The organism is Terriglobales bacterium (assembly GCA_035454605.1).
GTDB lineage: Bacteria > Acidobacteriota > Terriglobia > Terriglobales > Acidobacteriaceae > DATMAB01.
The window spans coordinates 1-17,205 of the sequence record DATIGQ010000061.1 but is presented as its reverse complement, the minus strand read 5'-3'; the positions used below and the strand labels follow the sequence as shown (position 1 = coordinate 17,205).

General features: G+C 63.3%; 14 protein-coding genes and 1 other RNA gene. 4 read left to right on the top strand and 11 right to left on the bottom strand.

All coding sequences use genetic code 11. The features are described from left to right. Positions 1 to 109: 109 nt before the first annotated feature. A complete protein-coding gene (locus VLE48_04120) occupies positions 110 to 649 on the top strand; it encodes a DinB family protein (protein HSA92173.1) in 540 nt (179 codons plus the stop codon). A gap of 200 nt (positions 650 to 849) precedes the next feature. Here the strand turns inward: VLE48_04120 and VLE48_04115 are convergent, their stop codons facing one another. The 5 genes from VLE48_04115 to VLE48_04095 all read right to left on the bottom strand — a co-directional run bounded on the left by VLE48_04115 (position 850) and on the right by VLE48_04095 (position 7,280). Continuing rightward, positions 850 to 2,187, bottom strand: a complete 1,338-nt coding sequence (locus VLE48_04115; GenBank protein HSA92172.1) for a PDZ domain-containing protein — start codon at positions 2,185 to 2,187, stop codon at positions 850 to 852. Between the two features lie 93 nt (positions 2,188 to 2,280). Continuing rightward, a complete protein-coding gene (locus tag VLE48_04110; GenBank protein ID HSA92171.1) occupies positions 2,281 to 3,033 on the bottom strand; it encodes a hypothetical protein in 753 nt (250 codons plus the stop codon). Positions 3,034 to 3,166: 133 nt separating this feature from the next. Further along, positions 3,167 to 3,748: a sigma-70 family RNA polymerase sigma factor gene (locus tag VLE48_04105; protein ID HSA92170.1), complete on the bottom strand. Its 582-nt coding sequence runs from the start codon at positions 3,746 to 3,748 to the stop codon at positions 3,167 to 3,169. A gap of 122 nt (positions 3,749 to 3,870) precedes the next feature. After that, entirely contained in the window at positions 3,871 to 5,817 is a 1,947-nt protein-coding gene (gene glgB, locus VLE48_04100; GenBank protein HSA92169.1) for a 1,4-alpha-glucan branching protein GlgB, read from the bottom strand. Positions 5,818 to 5,864: 47 nt separating this feature from the next. After that, entirely contained in the window at positions 5,865 to 7,280 is a 1,416-nt protein-coding gene (locus VLE48_04095) for a serine/threonine-protein kinase (protein ID HSA92168.1), read from the bottom strand. Positions 7,281 to 7,453: 173 nt separating this feature from the next. On the opposite strand from VLE48_04095, the gene VLE48_04090 reads away from it, so the two are divergent. Further along, positions 7,454 to 8,584, top strand: coding sequence for a site-2 protease family protein (locus tag VLE48_04090; protein ID HSA92167.1), 1,131 nt, complete (start codon positions 7,454 to 7,456; stop codon positions 8,582 to 8,584). 51 nt (positions 8,585 to 8,635) lie between these two features. Here VLE48_04090 and VLE48_04085 read toward each other — a convergent pair whose 3' ends face one another. Together VLE48_04085 and VLE48_04080 are read right to left on the bottom strand one after the other, a co-directional pair. Then, positions 8,636 to 9,898, bottom strand: coding sequence for an ABC transporter permease (locus tag VLE48_04085; protein HSA92166.1), 1,263 nt, complete (start codon positions 9,896 to 9,898; stop codon positions 8,636 to 8,638). An 8-nt stretch (positions 9,899 to 9,906) separates the two neighbouring features. Next, a complete protein-coding gene (locus tag VLE48_04080; GenBank protein ID HSA92165.1) occupies positions 9,907 to 11,136 on the bottom strand; it encodes an ABC transporter permease in 1,230 nt (409 codons plus the stop codon). 103 nt (positions 11,137 to 11,239) lie between these two features. Here VLE48_04080 and rnpB point away from each other — a divergent pair. After that, an RNA gene (gene rnpB, locus VLE48_04075) (RNase P RNA component class A) lies at positions 11,240 to 11,645 on the top strand. Between the two features lie 125 nt (positions 11,646 to 11,770). Here the strand turns inward: rnpB and VLE48_04070 are convergent. From VLE48_04070 to rpiB, 3 genes are all read right to left on the bottom strand, one after another. Further along, on the bottom strand, positions 11,771 to 12,916 hold the full coding sequence (locus VLE48_04070) for a glycosyltransferase family 1 protein (protein ID HSA92164.1): 1,146 nt from the start codon (positions 12,914 to 12,916) through the stop codon (positions 11,771 to 11,773). Between the two features lie 104 nt (positions 12,917 to 13,020). After that, a complete protein-coding gene (glyA, locus tag VLE48_04065; protein HSA92163.1) occupies positions 13,021 to 14,313 on the bottom strand; it encodes a serine hydroxymethyltransferase in 1,293 nt (430 codons plus the stop codon). Between the two features lie 103 nt (positions 14,314 to 14,416). Then, on the bottom strand, positions 14,417 to 14,878 hold the full coding sequence (gene rpiB / locus VLE48_04060) for a ribose 5-phosphate isomerase B (protein ID HSA92162.1): 462 nt from the start codon (positions 14,876 to 14,878) through the stop codon (positions 14,417 to 14,419). A 106-nt stretch (positions 14,879 to 14,984) separates the two neighbouring features. On the opposite strand from rpiB, the gene VLE48_04055 reads away from it, so the two are divergent. After that, positions 14,985 to 15,776, top strand: coding sequence for an enoyl-CoA hydratase/isomerase family protein (locus VLE48_04055; GenBank protein ID HSA92161.1), 792 nt, complete (start codon positions 14,985 to 14,987; stop codon positions 15,774 to 15,776). Between the two features lie 60 nt (positions 15,777 to 15,836). Here VLE48_04055 and VLE48_04050 read toward each other — a convergent pair whose 3' ends face one another. Next, on the bottom strand, positions 15,837 to 16,946 hold the full coding sequence (locus VLE48_04050; protein HSA92160.1) for an alpha/beta hydrolase family protein: 1,110 nt from the start codon (positions 16,944 to 16,946) through the stop codon (positions 15,837 to 15,839). Positions 16,947 to 17,205: the final 259 nt, after the last annotated feature.

Genomic DNA, 17,205 nt, shown 5'->3' with positions numbered 1-17,205 from the left:
GCGCCGCCGGAAGCCAAACCTATTCATTATCGCAAAAAGTGGAAGCGGCGCGGGCTTTGCGGTAACGAGCGGCGAGATTATGCTAGGGGCGCTCCCAAGGAGAGCATCCATGACCAAACGATCTGCAGTGCTGATAGTTCTCGCTATGGCGCTGGTTGGCGCAAGTCTCGCGGCGGACGACAAGAAATCCGAGCCGGGACCGGTGACCTCGACCGTCAAGGCGCTGCTGGAACGCAACACCAAGAACATCGTGGCCGCGGCGGAGGCGATGCCGGCGGACAAGTACAGCTTCAAACCCACGGCAGACCAGATGACCTTTGCGCACCTGGCGGTGCATACGGCTGAAGCCAACTATTTTTTCTGCTCCAAGATCGCGGGCGAAGCGCAGCCGGAACTGAAGACAAAAGACACCGATGCGAAAGAGAAACTGGTGGAGGAGATGAAGGCATCGTTCGCGTACTGCGGAACGGCGCTCGAGAAGATGGACGATTCCAAGCTGGGGGACTCTGTGGCCTTTGGCCAGCAGCAGCGGCCGCGGGCAGCGGCGGTGATCGGGGCAGCAACGAACTGGGCTGACCACTACGGCATGGCGGCGATGTACCTGCGGCTGAACGGGGTGCTGCCGCCGACGGCGCAACCCAAGAAGTAGGAGGGCGCTTCGGACGCGCCCTTTCCGCAATGACGCCGATGAAATCAGGGCGAGTGGCGGCCGTCCCGGTTCGCTGGTTAGCGTCCCCCCAAATGGGACGACCGCGCATTTGCCCGGAGTTCAGTGTGGCTGCGGAGCGTTACAGCGCGTTTGCAGGGATGTAAATTTTACGTGAAAGGGCCCCTGCCGAGAAACAGGAGCTAATTCCCTGCCGAGTTCTGCTCGCGCAGCCACTCGAGGATGAGCGGACCAACGGTCTCGCTGAACTTGCCACCCTCGCCGCGGAACACCTTCTCCTGGCTCTCGTAGACGTTGAAGCTGTGGTTCGTCTTGGGAAGCATGACGTAGCGGCCGGCTCCGGGACGATTCTTGTTCACCAGGGCGGCGAAGGCCTGGTGGTCGTCGGCGCTCATGAACCAGTCGTATTCCCCGTAGATGGAGAGCGTAGGTACGCTGACCTTTGACCACTCGCCGGCGATGTTGAGGTCCTGAAGCTGGTGGTAGAACGCGGCAGCGCGACCGTACTGGTGCTCAGGAGCGTCATACCAGAGGCCCGCGAGATGGGGCTTGCGGTGGATGACTTCTGCCGGCGTGAGCTTCTGGTTGTAGTAGGCACTGTAGAACTCGGAATAGCCACGGAGCTTTTCGGTGATGTCGCCGGGGCTTTGGCCCATCAGGGCGAGGCGGCGGCGCTCGAGTTCGAGCATGTGCTCCAGCCAGGTCTTGGCCCATCCTCCGGAAACGACGTAGCCGCGCACACCGGCATGGTTGCCGATGAGGGGAGCGTACGCGGCGCCGTTGCTGTCGCCGAAGATGTAAATGCGCTCGGGGTCCACGTAGTCGAGGGCCTTGAAGGTGCGCATGGCGGCGCGGTAGCCGGCCAGCTCCGTCTGAAAGTCAGCCTGGCTGCAGTGACCCTCGCTGTCGCCCATGCCCGGTTTGTCCATGCGCATCACAACAAAGCCGGACTGCGTGATGAGAATGTCGAGAAGCTTCTCGATGCCGCCCTTGGGACCGACAGGAACCTCCACCGAGTCACAACTGAGCCAGCCGGCGAGGAAGAGACCGGGCAGGCGGCCGGTGACGTTCTTCGGCTTGGTGATGATGGTGCGGAAGCGGAGGCCGTTCTCTGAAAGCACCGAATCGTAGGTGACATCAATGCCGGGGAAGGTCTGCAGGGGCATGGGCGGGAGTGTGACGGTGCGCTCGAAGGTCTGGCCGTCGCGCAGGACTTCGAGACGCGCCGTGTCACCGCCGCGCAAGGCGACGAACGCCCGGTCGTAGGCCAGCGGGCTGTCCAGCAAAGTGCCGTTGACGCGCAGGATGACATCGCCACGGCGCAGGCCGGCCTGGGCAGCGACGGTGCCTTCATCGACGCGACCTACAGGCGCACCGGCCCTTTTGTCCGGCGGATCTACGGCAGCGCCGAACCAGGCGTGGCGTTGGAGGCCACCGATCTTGACGTCGGCTTCGGCGGCGAACGCGGTAATGGCACAGGCAAGGGCGACGACTAGAACTGGCACGACTTGTTTACGCATGCGTAGTCTCCGGTCAGGGGTGAGAATCGTTGGTGGTTTGATCCTTCATGAAGCTGGTGATGAGCGCCACGGAACCAGCGCGTCGGATGCGAATCACTGGCTTACTCCGTAATTCCACCAGTGGGTGCGGGCCGGCCTGGGCTGCGCGCGCTGGATGAGGTCGCGGCGCTGTTCGTCGGTATGGCAGATGAAGCAGCTTCGCTGGCCGAATCCGGGCAGGTCGGACACCATCACGTAGGCCTGGCCGGCGGTGCCCCAAGTGAGCATCTTGAGATCGCCGGGGGCCAGGGAACGGAAGGCGATGTCCTTAGAGAAGATTCCGGGGTGCGGCGCGTCGCCGAGGTCCTGAAGGCGCGCGGTGAGCACCGTGACGTGATGCTCGTCCACGCGGTAAGCGAGCACGGCTACTTCGACGCCGCCGACGACGATGCGGCGCGCTCCCACCGGGCGATAGTGCGCGGCCTCCGCCACCGGGCGCGTGAGCGCCAGGCTGGCATGAAGCTGGGTGTTTCGCTCCACCCACTGCCGCAGGTCGAGCGGGTCGTGGGCGAAGTAGTCCAGACTTTCTTCGCCGGAAACCAGGGCCCGATGCTGGGAGAGCGCGGCCGACTCCAGCGTGGTGAGAGGCGCAGACGCGATGGTGACCTGCAGCGGATCCCGCAGGCGGTAGTACCAGAGAACGGCAAGCGAAGCGAGGACGAACACCGCGGCGGTGGCAGCGAGCGGAAACGGCCGAAACGTCAGTCGCGGGATACGGGAAATCGAAGCTGGAACATCCAGGCGGCGCTCGACCCGCTCCCAGAGCTCAGCCGGCGCGGCGGCCAGCGGAAGTTGCCGGGCGAGCAAGACTCCGAGGCGAACCTGTTCCAGTTCCTGTCGGCAGCGTTCACATGCCGCAAGGTGCCGACGAACGCGTTCTGCATCCCGGGGAGAAATTTCGCCGTGGCAGTAGGCGGAGAGCAGACGCGAAACGTGGCGATCAAACATTGCTGCCCTCCGCAGGAAATTCACTACGCAAGTGCGAGAGCCTGCGGGCCAGGAGCTTGTGGGCGCGGTTCAAGCGAGATGCGACGGTGCCCTTGGAGCAGCCGAGGGCGTCCGCAATCTGGTCATAGGAGAGGCCTTCGACATAGCGGAGCAAGATAAGCAGGCGCAAGCGAGGGGCGAGATGAGCGACGGCGGCCTCCACCGCCGCGGAGACTTCCGCGCGAATCGCCGTCTTCTCCTGGGAATCGGACGGGCTCATGAAGACGTCCCGCAAAGGCAACCAGCGACGTCGGCGACGGTGCTCGTCCATGCAGGCGTTGGCCACCAAGCGGTAGAGCCAGGTGCCGAAGTCGGAGCCGAAACGGAACTGGCGGATGGCATGGAAGAGCTTGACGAAGACCTCCTGGGTGACGTCGGCGGCCACGGCGCTGTTGCCAGAGAAATGCAGCGCGATGGAGTACACACGGTCACGGTAGACCTCGAAGAGCACACGAAAGGCTTGCCGGTCCCCGCCCTGGCAGGCGCGGAGGAGTTCGACGTCCACCTGCTGAGCGCCGAGAGTCCCGGTTTTCACACGCCCATTAGACGTGAGAGTGGGGGCGTTTCTTCCGGATTTTTGAGCGCGGGCAGGATGCCTGCGCGCCATGCGGCGAGCATCCTTCCCAGCAAGTCAAGAGGGACCCGAAGACGCCGGCGTTACTCGCCCTCGCTCGCCAGGAAGACGGCACCGAGCGGGGGCAGGTTGAGACCGACGGAGAAGGGACGGCCATGCCAAGGGATGAGTTCCGCGGTCACGCCGCCGTAGTTGCCCCAGCCGCTGCCGCCGTAATGGGCGGAATCGGTGTTCAGGACCTCCTGCCAAAGGCCCGCGTGAGGCACGCCGATGCGGTAGCTGCCGCGGGGTACGGGTGTGAAGTTGCACGCCACCAGAACGAGCCGTCCGGTGGAGCGCGCCCGGCGTACAAGGGTGACGATGGACTGATCCGAGTCGCTGGCGTCGACCCACTCGAAGCCCCAGGGATCGCAGTCCAGTTCGTGCAAGGCTGGGTACTCGCGATAGAGGCGGTTGAGGTCGGCGACCAGCCGCTGCACGCCCCGGTGACGGTCGTACTGGGCCAAATGCCAGTCGAGGCTGCGGTCGTGATTCCACTCGTCCCACTGCGCGAACTCGCCGCCCATGAATAGCAGCTTCTTGCCGGGCTGGGCGTACATGTAGGCAAACAGCAGGCGGAGATTGGCGAAGCGCTGCCAGTCGTCGCCGGCCATGCGGCCCAGAAGCGAGGACTTGCCGTGGACGACCTCGTCATGCGAAAGCGGCAGAACGAAGTTCTCGGTGAAAGCGTACAGCATGCGGAAGGTCAGATCGTTATGGTGATACTTGCGGTGGACGGGATCGTGACTGAGGTAGCGCAGCGTGTCATGCATCCAGCCCATGTCCCATTTCAATCCGAAGCCCAGGCCGCCGACGTACGTGGGCCGCGAAACCATGGGCCAAGCGGTGGATTCTTCCGCGATGACCTGGACGTCGGGATGCTCGCGGTACACGTCTTCGTTGAAGCGACGGAGGAAGAGAAGGGCGCCGAGGTTCTCGCGCCCGCCGAAAATGTTGGGCACCCATTCGCCATGCTTGCGCGAGTAGTCCAGATAGAGCATGGAGGCGACCGCGTCCACGCGCAGGCCGTCGATGTGGTAGCGGTCCAGCCAGAGGAAGCCGGAGCTCATCAGGAAGCTGCGAACCTCGTGGCGCTCGTAATTGAAGATGTAGCTGGACCAGTCGGGATGGTAGCCCTGGCGCGGATCGGCGTGCTCAAAAAGATGGGTGCCGTCAAAGTAGGCGAGGCCGTGCTCATCGCTCGGGAAGTGAGAAGGCACCCAGTCGAGGATGACCCCGATGCCGCGCTGGTGCAGATGGTCAACGAGGTACATGAAGTCCTGGGGTGTGCCGTAGCGGCTGGTAGGCGCGAAGTAGCCGGTCACCTGGTAGCCCCAGGATCCGTAGAACGGATGCTCCATGACGGGAAGGAACTCGACGTGCGTGAAGCCCATGGCCAGGACGTAATCGGCGAGGCGAGGTGCCAGCTCACGGTAGCTGAGCCAGCGATTGCCCTCTGCGGGCACGCGCATCCAGGAACCGAGGTGCACCTCGTAGGTGGCCAAAGGCGCCTGGAGGGAGTTGCAGGCGCGGCGTTGCTCCATCCATTCGCGGTCGTTCCATTGGTAGTCGAGGTCCCAAACGATGGAAGCCGTCTTGGGAGGCGTTTCGTGGTGAAGGGCGAAGGGGTCCGCCTTGTCCACGCGGTAGCCGTGATGGCGAGAGACGATGTGGAACTTGTACTTCTCGCCCCGGCTCAGGCCAGGAACAAAGCACTCCCAGATGCCGGACTGGCCACGCGAGTGCAGAGGATGTGAAGAGCGGTTCCAGCCGTTGAAGTCGCCGGCGACAAAGACCTGCTCGGCATTGGGTGCCCAGACGCCGAAGCCGACCCCCGCGACCCCATCCACCATGCGTACGTGGGAGCCGAGCTTTTCGTAGAGGCGGTGGTGTGTGCCCTCGTTAAACAGGTAGAGGTCGTCAGCGGTCAGGCCGGAGACGTCATGGCGGATGGCGGACTCTACGGGCGTATTGGTCCGGCCGCTGGGCACTTACGACTTGTAACAGGCACAGGGACCGCGGCGCAACCACGGCAGGGCTACATGCGCTCCAAACGGGAGACGCGACGGGGTCCCGAACCCTCGACGCGCAGGCGGAGCTTGTGCTCCACGCTCTCAAAGGGCATGAGCAGCAGGAAGCGCAGAATGAAAGCGCCCACGCCCAGAATCAGCAGCATGAAGTTCCATCCGCCGGAAACCAGGCGGACCGTAAAGACGCGGTCCACCAGTTGCATAACGGGAACGACAACGGCCCGCATGAAGGTCATCAGGAACGTACCTTCGATGGCCTGCTGGCGGATGATGCCGCCGCCGACCACGAAGTAAAGCAGGTAGGCCAGAGGCAGGCTGAGCAAGGCCAGCGAAAGGAAAATGCGCGTCGCCCTTACCGCCTTGTACATGGCCTTGGCTTTGGGGTCCGGAGGAGCCGCTTCGGCCGGGGCACCCCACGTCATCGCCCCGGAAGAGGCCGGGCGGGTAGCGTAACCGGTGGCACGGGCGCCCGAGGGCGGGCGGATGTCGCCACTGCCCAAACCGGTGGCGGCGTCGTAGCCTCCAGCCCCGGCATATGCCGGATTCGTTCCCACGATGGCCGTGGGCATGATCTGCTCTCCGCCCATCCAGGCAGCCTGAATCGCCTTCAGTCGGGAGAGCACCTCACTGGCCTCGGGACGGAAGTCGCGGTTCTTGTTCAGGCACTGGTGGATGAGGCGCTCGAGTTCGGGCGGAACGTCCGGGTTCAGGCGATAGACCGGGGTGGGCTCGGAATCGAGCACACGGGCCAGCGTAGCCTGGGGCGTGGGAGCATCGAAGGGCATGGCGCCGGTAGCCATCTCGTAAAAGACCACGCCCATGGAAAAGATGTCGGAGCGCACATCCACTTCCTTGCCCATGGCCTGCTCGGGCGACATGTGGCTGACGGTGCCGATGACCAAGCCCGCCTGGGTCTTGTACACCGTAACGTCATCCGGATTCGCCGATTCGGCCTCACGCATCTTGGCCAGACCGAAGTCCAGGATCTTCACCTGGCCGCGAGTGGTGACCATGATGTTCTCGGCCTTGAGGTCACGATGAATGACGCCCTTCTCATGGGCCAGGGCGATGCCATCCATGGTCTGGATGCCGACATCGAAAAACTGGTCGATGGGGATGGGCTTACCGCTGAGGATCTTCTTGAGCGTCTTCCCTTCCACGAACTCCATCACGATGTAGCGGGTATCCCCCTCCACGCCGAAGTGATGGATGGTGACGATGGAAGAGTGCTGCAGGCGGGAGGCAGCCTTGGCCTCGCGCAGGAAGCGAGCCAGAGAACCGGGATCGGCGCTGTCGGTGGCCAGGAGGGTCTTGATGGCGACCGGGCGGTCGAGCTCGGTGTCGAAGGCCTTGTACACGACACCCATCCCGCCGGCGCCTAACTTCTGCTCGATGCGATAGTTACCGAACTGCGTACCAATCATGGTTGGCAGGGCCAATCTGGGCCGCGGCAAAAGCACACGGCACACCAGAATCCTGATGGGAAACCGAGCGGCAGTATAACAGAGGCAATGACGGGGCTGCTTGCGCAATCGGAGCCGAACAAGCAGCATCGGCCTTGGCAGCATTAATATGAAGCGGACAGGCGAAGGCCCGGATGGAAGCACAAATCAAATTGGGGCGCGTGCGCGGCATTGAGATCGGGCTGCACTACAGCTGGGTGATCATCGCGCTGCTGATCACGTTCTCGCTGGCCAACTATTTCCGTACACAGAATCCGGCCTGGAGTCCGAGCACGGTGTGGCTGTCCGCCATCACCACGGCGCTGCTGTTCTTTGCCGCCATCGTGACCCATGAACTGGGACACTCGGTGGTGGCGATGGCGCGCGGCCTGCCGGTACGGTCGGTGACACTGTTTGCGCTGGGAGGTGTGGCGCGCATCGACAAAGACGCCACCGACGCCAAGACCGAGTTTTGGGTGGGGATCGCCGGGCCAATCACCAGCATCCTGATCGGAAGCCTGTGCCTGGGACTGAGCCGGCTGCTGGGGTGGACACCGGGCGGCAGCCTGGCCTCACCGCCCATTGCGGTGCTGGTGTGGCTGGGGTACATCAACCTGGCGCTGGCAGCGTTCAACATGATTCCCGGGTTCCCGCTGGACGGCGGACGAGTGCTGCGCGCTCTTCTTTGGTGGGGAATGGGAAATGCCGACCGGGCCACACGAGCCGCGGCTCGCGCCGGCCAGGCAGTTGCTTTGGCGTTCATCGTCATGGGGCTTCTGCGTTTTTTTGCCGGTTCGGGATTCGGCGCGCTGTGGATGGCGTTCGTCGGCTGGTTCCTCCTGGACGCAGCCACGGCCAGCCTGGCGGAGCGCGAAACCATGGCCTTGATCCGAGGAGTGCGCGTGGGCGACGTCATGTCGCGGGACTGCTTGACCGTCTCCGGAGCAACCAGCCTGCAGAGCTTCGTGGATGACTATCTTCTGCGGAGCGGACGGAGATGCTTCGTGGTCGAGGAGCAGGGACAGATGTCCGGTTTGATCACAGCCAATGAAGTGCGGCGGGTGGAGCGTGAGCTCTGGACACAAACCACGGTGCGGGATGCGATGCGACCCATGAGCCAGCTGCGCGTGGTTTCTCCCCAAACCCCGGCTGCGGACGCGCTGGAATTCATGCGCCGGGAGGACGTCAACCAGTTGCCGGTGGTCTCGGACGGAAAACTCATGGGAATCTTTTCCCGCAGCGAGCTGCTGCAACTGCTGCAGGCGAGGGCGGAACTGCGGATGTAACCCGCGTCTGCGCCGACCACAGGGCGCAGGACAGCACCGTCGCCACATCGCTTACTCGTAGCGCAGGGCTTCGATGGGGTCGAGGTTGGCGGCCTTCCAGGCAGGATAGATGCCGAAGACCAGGCCGAACCCTCCAGCCAGCAGCAAGGCAGCCATGATCCAGAACAGGGACATCTGAGCCGGCAGCGACTCCCAGAGGAAACGCACGCCGTAGGTGATGATAGCGCCGCCCAGGATCCCCAAGACGCCTCCCACCCCGGAGAGCAGGATGGCTTCGGTGCTGAACTGCAGGAGGATGTCCGCCTTGCGGGCGCCGATGGCCTTGCGTACGCCGATCTCGCGGGTGCGCTCGGTCACCGAGACCAACATGATGGTCATGACGCCGACACCGCCCACGATCAGAGCCACGCTGCCCACGGCGAACAGGAAGATGAAAAGGCCGCCGGTGATCTGATCCCAGACCTGGGTGATGGAATCCTGGGTGAAGACGGCGAAGTTGTCGGGCTCGTTGGGGCGCAGATGACGGCGGCGGCGCAGGAGGTCGCGCATCTCGTCCTTGGCCTTGGGGATGTCCTCTCGCGAAGTGGCCTTGACGCTGATCCAGTGATCCTTCAGCTCGGGGTGCAGTTTTCGGAAGGTGGAAAGCGGGAAGAAGACGATGTTGTCTTCCGGATTGGAACCCGAACCTAGCACGGTCTTGCGGGGCGCGGCCACTCCGACTACCTGGAACATCTGTCCTTCAATGTTGATCTCGCGGCCGAGAGCAGCACGGGTGTCGAACAGGGTCTTGGCGGTCTCGGAGCCGAGCACGATGACGGGCGAGTGATTCTCCTCATCGAACTCGCTGAACCAGCGGCCCTCCTGCATGTTGAGGTCAAAGACTTCCTTCACCGAGGGCGTGTCGCCCTCGAGGATGACGTTCTTGGCGCGGCGGTCCCCGTACTTCACTACGTAGGAACCGACGCCGAACTCGGGGAGGAACTTGCGCACGCCGGCGGTAACGTACTTGACGTGGGGCAGGTTTTTCATGGCCTCCGCATCCTCGAGCGAGAGTGGCTTGCGCGTTCGCCAGCCTTCGGGCGCCCGGCCGAAGGTGAAGACATCGAGATGGAAGGCCATGACAATGTTGGAGCCCATCTCGGCAATCATGCCGCTGACGTTGGAGTTGAGCGCGTTCACTACCGAGGAAACGGCGATCACCAGCATGATGCCGATGGCGATGCCGAGCACCGCGAGGCCGGAGCGGACCTTGTTCTTGCGCAAAGTCTCCAGCGCCATGCCTGCGTTTTCTGCGAATTCGGACCGTTGGAACATTCGTCTCCTTAGAGCTCAAAGCGCAGCGCGACGATGGGGTCGAGTCGGGCGGCACGGGCGGCAGGGTAGACGCCGAAAAAGACACCCACGGCCGCGGCCACGAGGACGCCCGCGGCGATGGCCCAGCGAGGTACGGCCGAGGGCATGCCTACCAGCAGGGTGACCGTCTTGGCTACCACAACGCCGAGCACAACACCGATGACGCCGGCCACCAGTTCGATGGTCACGGCTTCGATGAGGAACTGCATCAGGACGTCGATGCGCCGGGCGCCGAGCGCTTTGCGCACTCCGATCTCGCGCGTTCGCTCGGTGACCGCCATCAGCATGATGTTCATGATGACGATGCCGCCGACGATGAGCGAGATGGAAGCCAGGATGGTGACGACCAGGAAGACGGTGCTCGATATGTTGGACCAGATGTTGAGGAAAGTCTGGTTGGTATCGGCCTCGAAGCTGTCAGGTTGGCCGGGCAGGTCGTGGCGCCGGGCGCGCAAGATGACACGGGCCTCATCTACGGCGCGTTCGAGATCGGCACCTACGTCGTAGGCCTTGATCCAGACGCGGACACTGCGGCGGGCTCCGTATTGACGCATCCAGGAGGTGAGAGGGATGGCGACCCAGTTGTCGCGGCTCTGACCCAGGGAGGAACCCTCCTTCTTGCCTACGCCGATCACCGAGTACTCCCGGCCATCGACACGGATCAACTTGCCGAGCGGATCGCCGGGACCGAGAAGATTCTCGTAGATTTCGTGACCCACAACGGCGACGTGGGCACCGGCGCGTTCATCGGCTTCGGTGAGGGGCCGGCCGAGGATGAGGTCGAGGTCGTAAATGCGGCCCATGGAGGCCGTCCAGCCGCGAATCCCGGTGCTCTCGCTGTCGCGGTCGGCGTATTTCACATCGCCACTAAAGTGGCCGATGGACGCGCCCACGATCTTGCAGGAACGGCACTGGTCGCGCACGGCTTCGAAGTCCTCGTAGGTGATGTCTTTGCGGCGCTGCGCCTCCAGCCACTGTTCCACGTTGGTGATGACGTTGGAGCTCTTGTTGATAATGATGACGTCGGCGCCCAGGTTGAAGACCTTCTCCGCCATGTAGCGGTTCAAGCCTTCGGTGAAAGTGACCACGGCAATGACCGCGGCCACGCCGATCACCGTGCCCAGGAGCGTGAGCACGCTGCGCAGCTTGTTTGCCCACAGGGAAAGCAGGGCGATGCGAATGGCTTCCAGCGTGTTCATGGGGATTACAAATGTAGCTACGGAAGTGTAGCAAACAGCGTTCCAAGGCCTGGTTTTTTGCCGGGATGAAGCGCCGCGAAATGGCCGTATAATGAAAGTGTAGGCAAACGGGCCGGACGGTCGCTTCGGCGCGGCGCAAGCTGCGCCGGGGAGGAAAGTCCGAACTCCGAAGAGCAGTGTGCCGGATAACGTCCGGGAGGCCGGGTTCAAACCCGTCCGACGGAAAGTGCCACAGAAAACATACCGCCCGCTTCGGCGGGTAAGGGTGAAAAGGTGCGGTAAGAGCGCACCGCCCGGGCAGCAATGCACGGGGCAGGGCAAACCCCACACGGAGCAAGACCAAATAGGGGAGGAGTTTCGCGGCTTACGCCGCGGGCACGTGCCGGCTCGGCGCGCCAGAACTCCCGGGTAGGTCGCTAGAGCCGGACAGCAATGTCCGGCCCAGAGGAATGACCGTCCCGCCGGCTACGGCCAGCGGACAGAATTCGGCTTACAGGCCCGTTGCTACTGCGCCCTCCTTTCCGCGATGAGCGGGAAGGAGGGCTTCAAGTTTCTGCGGCTGGGTCTTTCGCAACGTGCGCTCAGGATTTCGGCGCGCGGCTCAGACGTCGCGCAAACGCCTCAGCTTCGGATTCTAGGCGGCGCGGGCACGTCGAGCATTCACTTCCTCGTAGATCTCAATCAAACGCGCCACCGAAGTCTCCCAGGAAAAGCGTTGAATCTGTTCGTAGCCGCGTTGCTTCAGGCGCTCACGCAGGGGCTGGTCCACGAGGGCGCGATGCAAGGCGCGCATGATCTCGAAGACGTTTTCCGGATTGACGAGCACGGCGGCATTGCCCACGACTTCCGGCAGTGAAGACACGTTCGAAGTGACCACCGGCGTACCGTGGGCCATGGCCTCCAGCGGCGGCAGGCCAAAGCCTTCATAGAGCGACGGAAAGACGAAGACCTTGGCGGCATCGTAGAAGGTGCGCAGCACTTCGATAGGTACGAAGCCCAAGAAGCGCACGTCGTGCTGCACGCCGCTGCGGATGACAGTGCGGCGCAGGTCGGGGTGCTGGGACAAATCGTCGCCGATGATGATGAGCTTGAGGTCGGGAAGCTTGCCATCCTTCTTGAGCTCAGTCTTGAGGGCAGAAAAGGCCTCGATGAGACGCACGATGTTCTTGTGCGGCTTGATGTTGCCGGCATAAAGCAGGAACGGGTAGTGCACCTGATAACGCTCGGCAATGACCTGCCGTTCGGCGCCGGTGGCGTGCCCCAGGCGGAAGCGGCCATCGATGGCGTTGTAGAGCACCTCGATCTTCTCCTCCGGGATGCCGAACAGGCGCATGATGTCGTGGCGAGTGAAATCGGAGACAGCCACGATGCGGTCGGCGTGACGGAGCACGCGGCGTGTGAGATAGGTGCGCAGGAAACGCTGCAGCGCAGAGCGGTCGGGACGGCGACTCATGTAGGTGAAGAGGTCGTGCACCGTGACGATGTAAGGACAAGGAATGGAGCGGGGGCGCCAGAACAGATGCGGCACATGCACCAGCTCGCACCCATAGAGGCGCACCACCTCCTGGAACTCGAAATAATTGCGCGCCGATTGCTCGGGCGGTAATGCCTCGGTCAGGAAATTTGCAGGAAGCGGACCGATCTCCTCAAAGCCCTGGGGACGGCCGATGAGGACGTACTGGTTGCGCTGGTCCAGGCGAGCCAGCGTCTGAACCACATTGCGGATGTAGGTGCCGATGCCGAAACTGCGCAGGCGGCGGATGTCGAAAGCGATCTTCAAGATTCAGTTGCCGTGGCCGGTTGCCAGTTGCCAGTGTAGCGCGGAGGGAGGGGAAGAAAGGCAGATCCCTCGCTGCGCTCGAGATGACAATCCCCAAAGCGGAGTCAGGGAGCTGGCGCGGGTTGGGCGGCGCGGGCGCGACGTTCGGCGTAGAGCGGGAAGGCTTCGCAGAGTTCCAGCACCTGGCGGCGCACTTTGGCCAGCACGGCGGCATCGGAGCGGTTATCGAGCGACTGGGCGATCCAGCGGCCGATCTGGCGCATTTCCCCTTCCTTCATGCCGCGCGTAGTCACTGCCGGTGTGCCGATGCGAATGCCGCTGGGCTTGAGCGGCGGATTGGTATCGAAGGGTATGGCGTTCTTGTTCACCGTAATGCCGGCTTCGCCCAACGCCTTTTCCGCTTCACTACCCAGCATGCCCCGGGAGAAAACGTCCACCAGCATGAGGTGCGTGTCCGTTCCTCCGGAGATGACGCGGAAGCCTTCGGTGGAGAGCGTCTCCGCCACCACCTTGGCGTTGGAAACAATCTGGCGCGCGTAGTCGCGGAAGCCGGGCTGCATGGCTTCCTGGAAACAGACTGCCTTGGCCGCCATGATGTGAACCAGCGGGCCACCCTGCATGCCGGGGAACACGGTCTTGTCGATGGCGGCGGCGAACTCCGCTTTGGAAAGAATCATGCCGGAGCGTGGGCCGCGCAGCGTCTTGTGAGTGGTGGAGGTGACGATCTGAGCGTGCGGGACCGGCGAAGGATGCACGCCTCCGGCAACCAGTCCGGCGAAGTGCGCCATGTCTACCAGGTAGAGAGCGCCTGCCTTGTCCGCAATCTGGCGCATGCGCGCGAAGTCGATGATGCGCGGGTACGCGCTGCCGCCGCCGATGATCAGCTTGGGTTTCTCCTGCAGTGCGAGCTTCTCGAGTTCGTCGTAGTCGATGGTTTCCGTCTCGCGCGTGACACCGTAAGGGACGATGCGATAGGTCTTGCCGGAGAAGTTCAGATGGTGCCCGTGCGTGAGGTGGCCGCCGTGCGCCAGATTCAGGCCGAGAATGGTGTCGCCGGGCTGCAGCACCGCAGCGTAAGCGGCCATGTTGGCCTGGGAACCGGCATGCGGCTGGACGTTGGCGTGCTCGGCGCCGAAGAGCTGCTTGGCACGGTCCCGGGCGAGGTTTTCGACGACGTCCGTGAACTCACAGCCGCCGTAGTAGCGCCGGCCGGGGTAGCCCTCGGCATATTTGTTGGTGAACACCGAACCCATGGCCTCCAGCACGGCCTCGCTGACGAAGTTCTCCGAGGCGATAAGTTCCAAACCTTCGTGCTGGCGCCGCGCTTCGGCGTCGATGGCAGCGGCGGTTTCCGGGTCGGTCTGTGAGAGGGGGCGGGACATCCAGTCGGAGTTCATGAAGGCGCTCTTGGCTCTTGGCGGTTGGCTCTTAGCTACTAGCTCCTAGCTTCTAGCTGGAAGTTGAAGATCGCACGGTGCGGATGCCTAAACCAAACCAGAATCACTTCTTTTCCGCCAGCAGTTCTTCCTTCTCGATCTGAGCGATCTTTTCCACGCGGCGCTGGTGGCGGCCGCCGGCAAAGGGCGTGGCCAGCCACTTCTCCACCAGCTTCAAGGCCGTGGACGGGTCGAGCGTGCGCGCGCCAAGCGCGAGCACATTGGCGTCGTTATGTTCGCGGCTGACCTGCGCCTCGTACTCCGAGGTGACGTGCGCGGCGCGCACGCTCGGCACCTTGTTGGCAGCCATGGCCATGCCGATGCCGCTACCGCACACCAGGATTCCGAGATCGGCGCGGTGGGCGGCGACTTCCTCGGCTACCTTGCGGGCATAGTCGGGATAGTCGACGGAATCGGCGGAGTTCGTGCCCTGGTCGTGGACCTCGAAGCCGCGACCGGCCAGCAGCTTGCGGATCTCCTCCTTGAGCTCGTAGCCCGCATGGTCGGCACCGACGGCGATCCTCATGCTGTGATTCTACCGTGCCGGGCGGCGTTGCCGATACTGGAGAGCTTGCCCGGCGCGGAGTTTCGCACGATAATCACGCTCCGGAACTTTCCGGGCGAGGTGCACCATGGCTGCCGCGACTCCGGCCGCGCAGGGCTACAAGTACATCCAGTTCGACACGTCGAGCTACGTGGCGCGACTGACACTCCATAATCCACCGCACAACGTCCTGACGGTGCCGTTGATGACGGAGGCGGCCGAGGCGATCGAAAGTCTGAACGGACGCAGCGACGTCAAGGCCATCCTGCTGACGTCGTCGCAGAAGCTGTTTTCGGCGGGCATCGGGCTGGAAGACTCCAAGCCCGACCGCGTGTTCCAGACGCTGGACGCGTTCAACCGCGTGTTCACGGCCATCGGCGAGATCTCGAAGCCGCTCATCGTAGTGGTGAACGGCCCGGCCATCGGCGCGGGCTCGGAGCTGGTGGCCTTCGGGGACATGGTGATCGCCACACCGAAGGCGTCGTTCGCGCAGCCAGAAGTAAAGCTGGGCATCTTCCCGCCTTTTGCCGCGGTCATGCTGCCGCAGCTCATCGGTCCCAAGAAGACGTACGAGTTGATCCTGACCGGCGAGCGGATGACTGCGGAAGACGCGCTGCGCATCGGGTTCGTGAACAAGGTTGTACCGGAAGCGGAGCTGGAGAAAGTCATGAATGAGGTGCTGGCGCGAATCGGCGAGTTCTCCGGCCCGGTGCTGGAGATGACCAAGAAGGTGATCGGCAGCGCCATGGGCCTGCCGCTGGCTGAAGCCATGAAGAAATCGCACGACATCTACCTCAACCAGTTGATGGCGCTGGAGGACGTGCAGGAAGGCCTGCGGGCGGTGGTGGAAAAGAGAAAGCCGGTTTGGAAGAACAAGTAGTTCCCAGTTCTCGGTTCTCAGTTATCCGGAGGCGCGCGATGAGCGCGCCTTTTCCTTTCTTCAGCCGAAAGCATGCTCCAGAAACGACGCGATGTAGTACGCGTCGAGGTACTTGTAGGGGACCTCGCCGGTGGTGTAGTGGCCGCAGGGAAGGACACGAACGGTGAGATCGAGGCTGCGGCGGCGGAACTCGGCGATGATGGCTTGGGAGACCTCGGGCAGGAAAGTGAGGTCGTGGGTGGCATAGACGATGAGCGAGCGCTTGGGCGGCTGCTCCGCGAACTTCTCAAAGTAGGAACTGGGGCTGATGGCAGACCACAGGCCGCGCAGGCGTTCCAAGGTGACATCGGCGGGGATGGCGGCGCGAATGTGACGGGTGGACTGGCCGCTCCAGATGACGTCGGCAAAATGCAGCGAGGCGTGGTTGAAGACATTGACGCGCAGGCGGGGCTCGTGCGCCGTGGCCAGGAAAGCGTAGCAGGAACCCAGGCTGGTGCCGACCACGCCGAGCCGGTCGTAGCCCTGCTGTTCGAGCCAGTCGAGGCAGCAGCGGAGGTCGATGACGGCCTGGCGGGCCGCATCGATGGTGCGAGCCACGTTGGAGCTGACGGCGTAGTCGGCGCGCTCGGTCTCGGGCGGCTTGCGGACGTCGTGATACGGCAGGCTGAGCCGTAACGCAGCCACCCCGGCAAAATTCAGGATGCGGCAGAGTCCGTTGTGCCCTTCCGCATCCGAGTTCCATTGCGGCAGGACCACGACGGCCCGGCGGCCGCGGGCCGGGAACCAGCGCGCGCAGGCCAGGGTGTTTTCCGGATGGGGTGTGGATACGGGCGACGTGAAGCGGAGGAAGATGGCTTCCTTTCTTGCTGCTGGGCCGTTGCGGCGCTGTCCGTTGCCCGTAGGATGTTGTTCCGGGATGCGGCGCTCCAGGCGAAAGTCGGCGGGAGTGCGGTAGGAGAAGAAGGCGGCACTCTGGGCAACAATCCGCCGGTTGAGTTCGCGCAGAAGCTCTTCTTGGTCGATATTGCTAGCGTGCGGGTGGCCGTTAGCGAGCGGCCACCCGCGCGTCCACTCTAGACCGAGTTCAAATGGACGGACGACACGATTGGTGTCCCGCGTGGTGAGGCGGGTCTCCCAGTCATGCATCCAGCGGCGGTAGAGGCGGCGCATGGGAACTGTGACAGGCCGCGCCGAAGTGGCGCCGCATTCCTAATGCCACCGTCGCCTAGTCACACCTGCGGTCGAGTGGCTCATGGCCAATTGAACTCTACCTTGTCTCCTTTGTCGAGATTCACAGTGTAGGTCCCCGTCGGAAGGGTCGACCCCTGGTCGTTCTGGAGTGTGACCGTGATGGTCAATGGAAAGGGACAATTCCTGTACTCATCCCCGGCATCCCACTTGGTCTTCACCTTCTTTGTCTTGGTGGGAT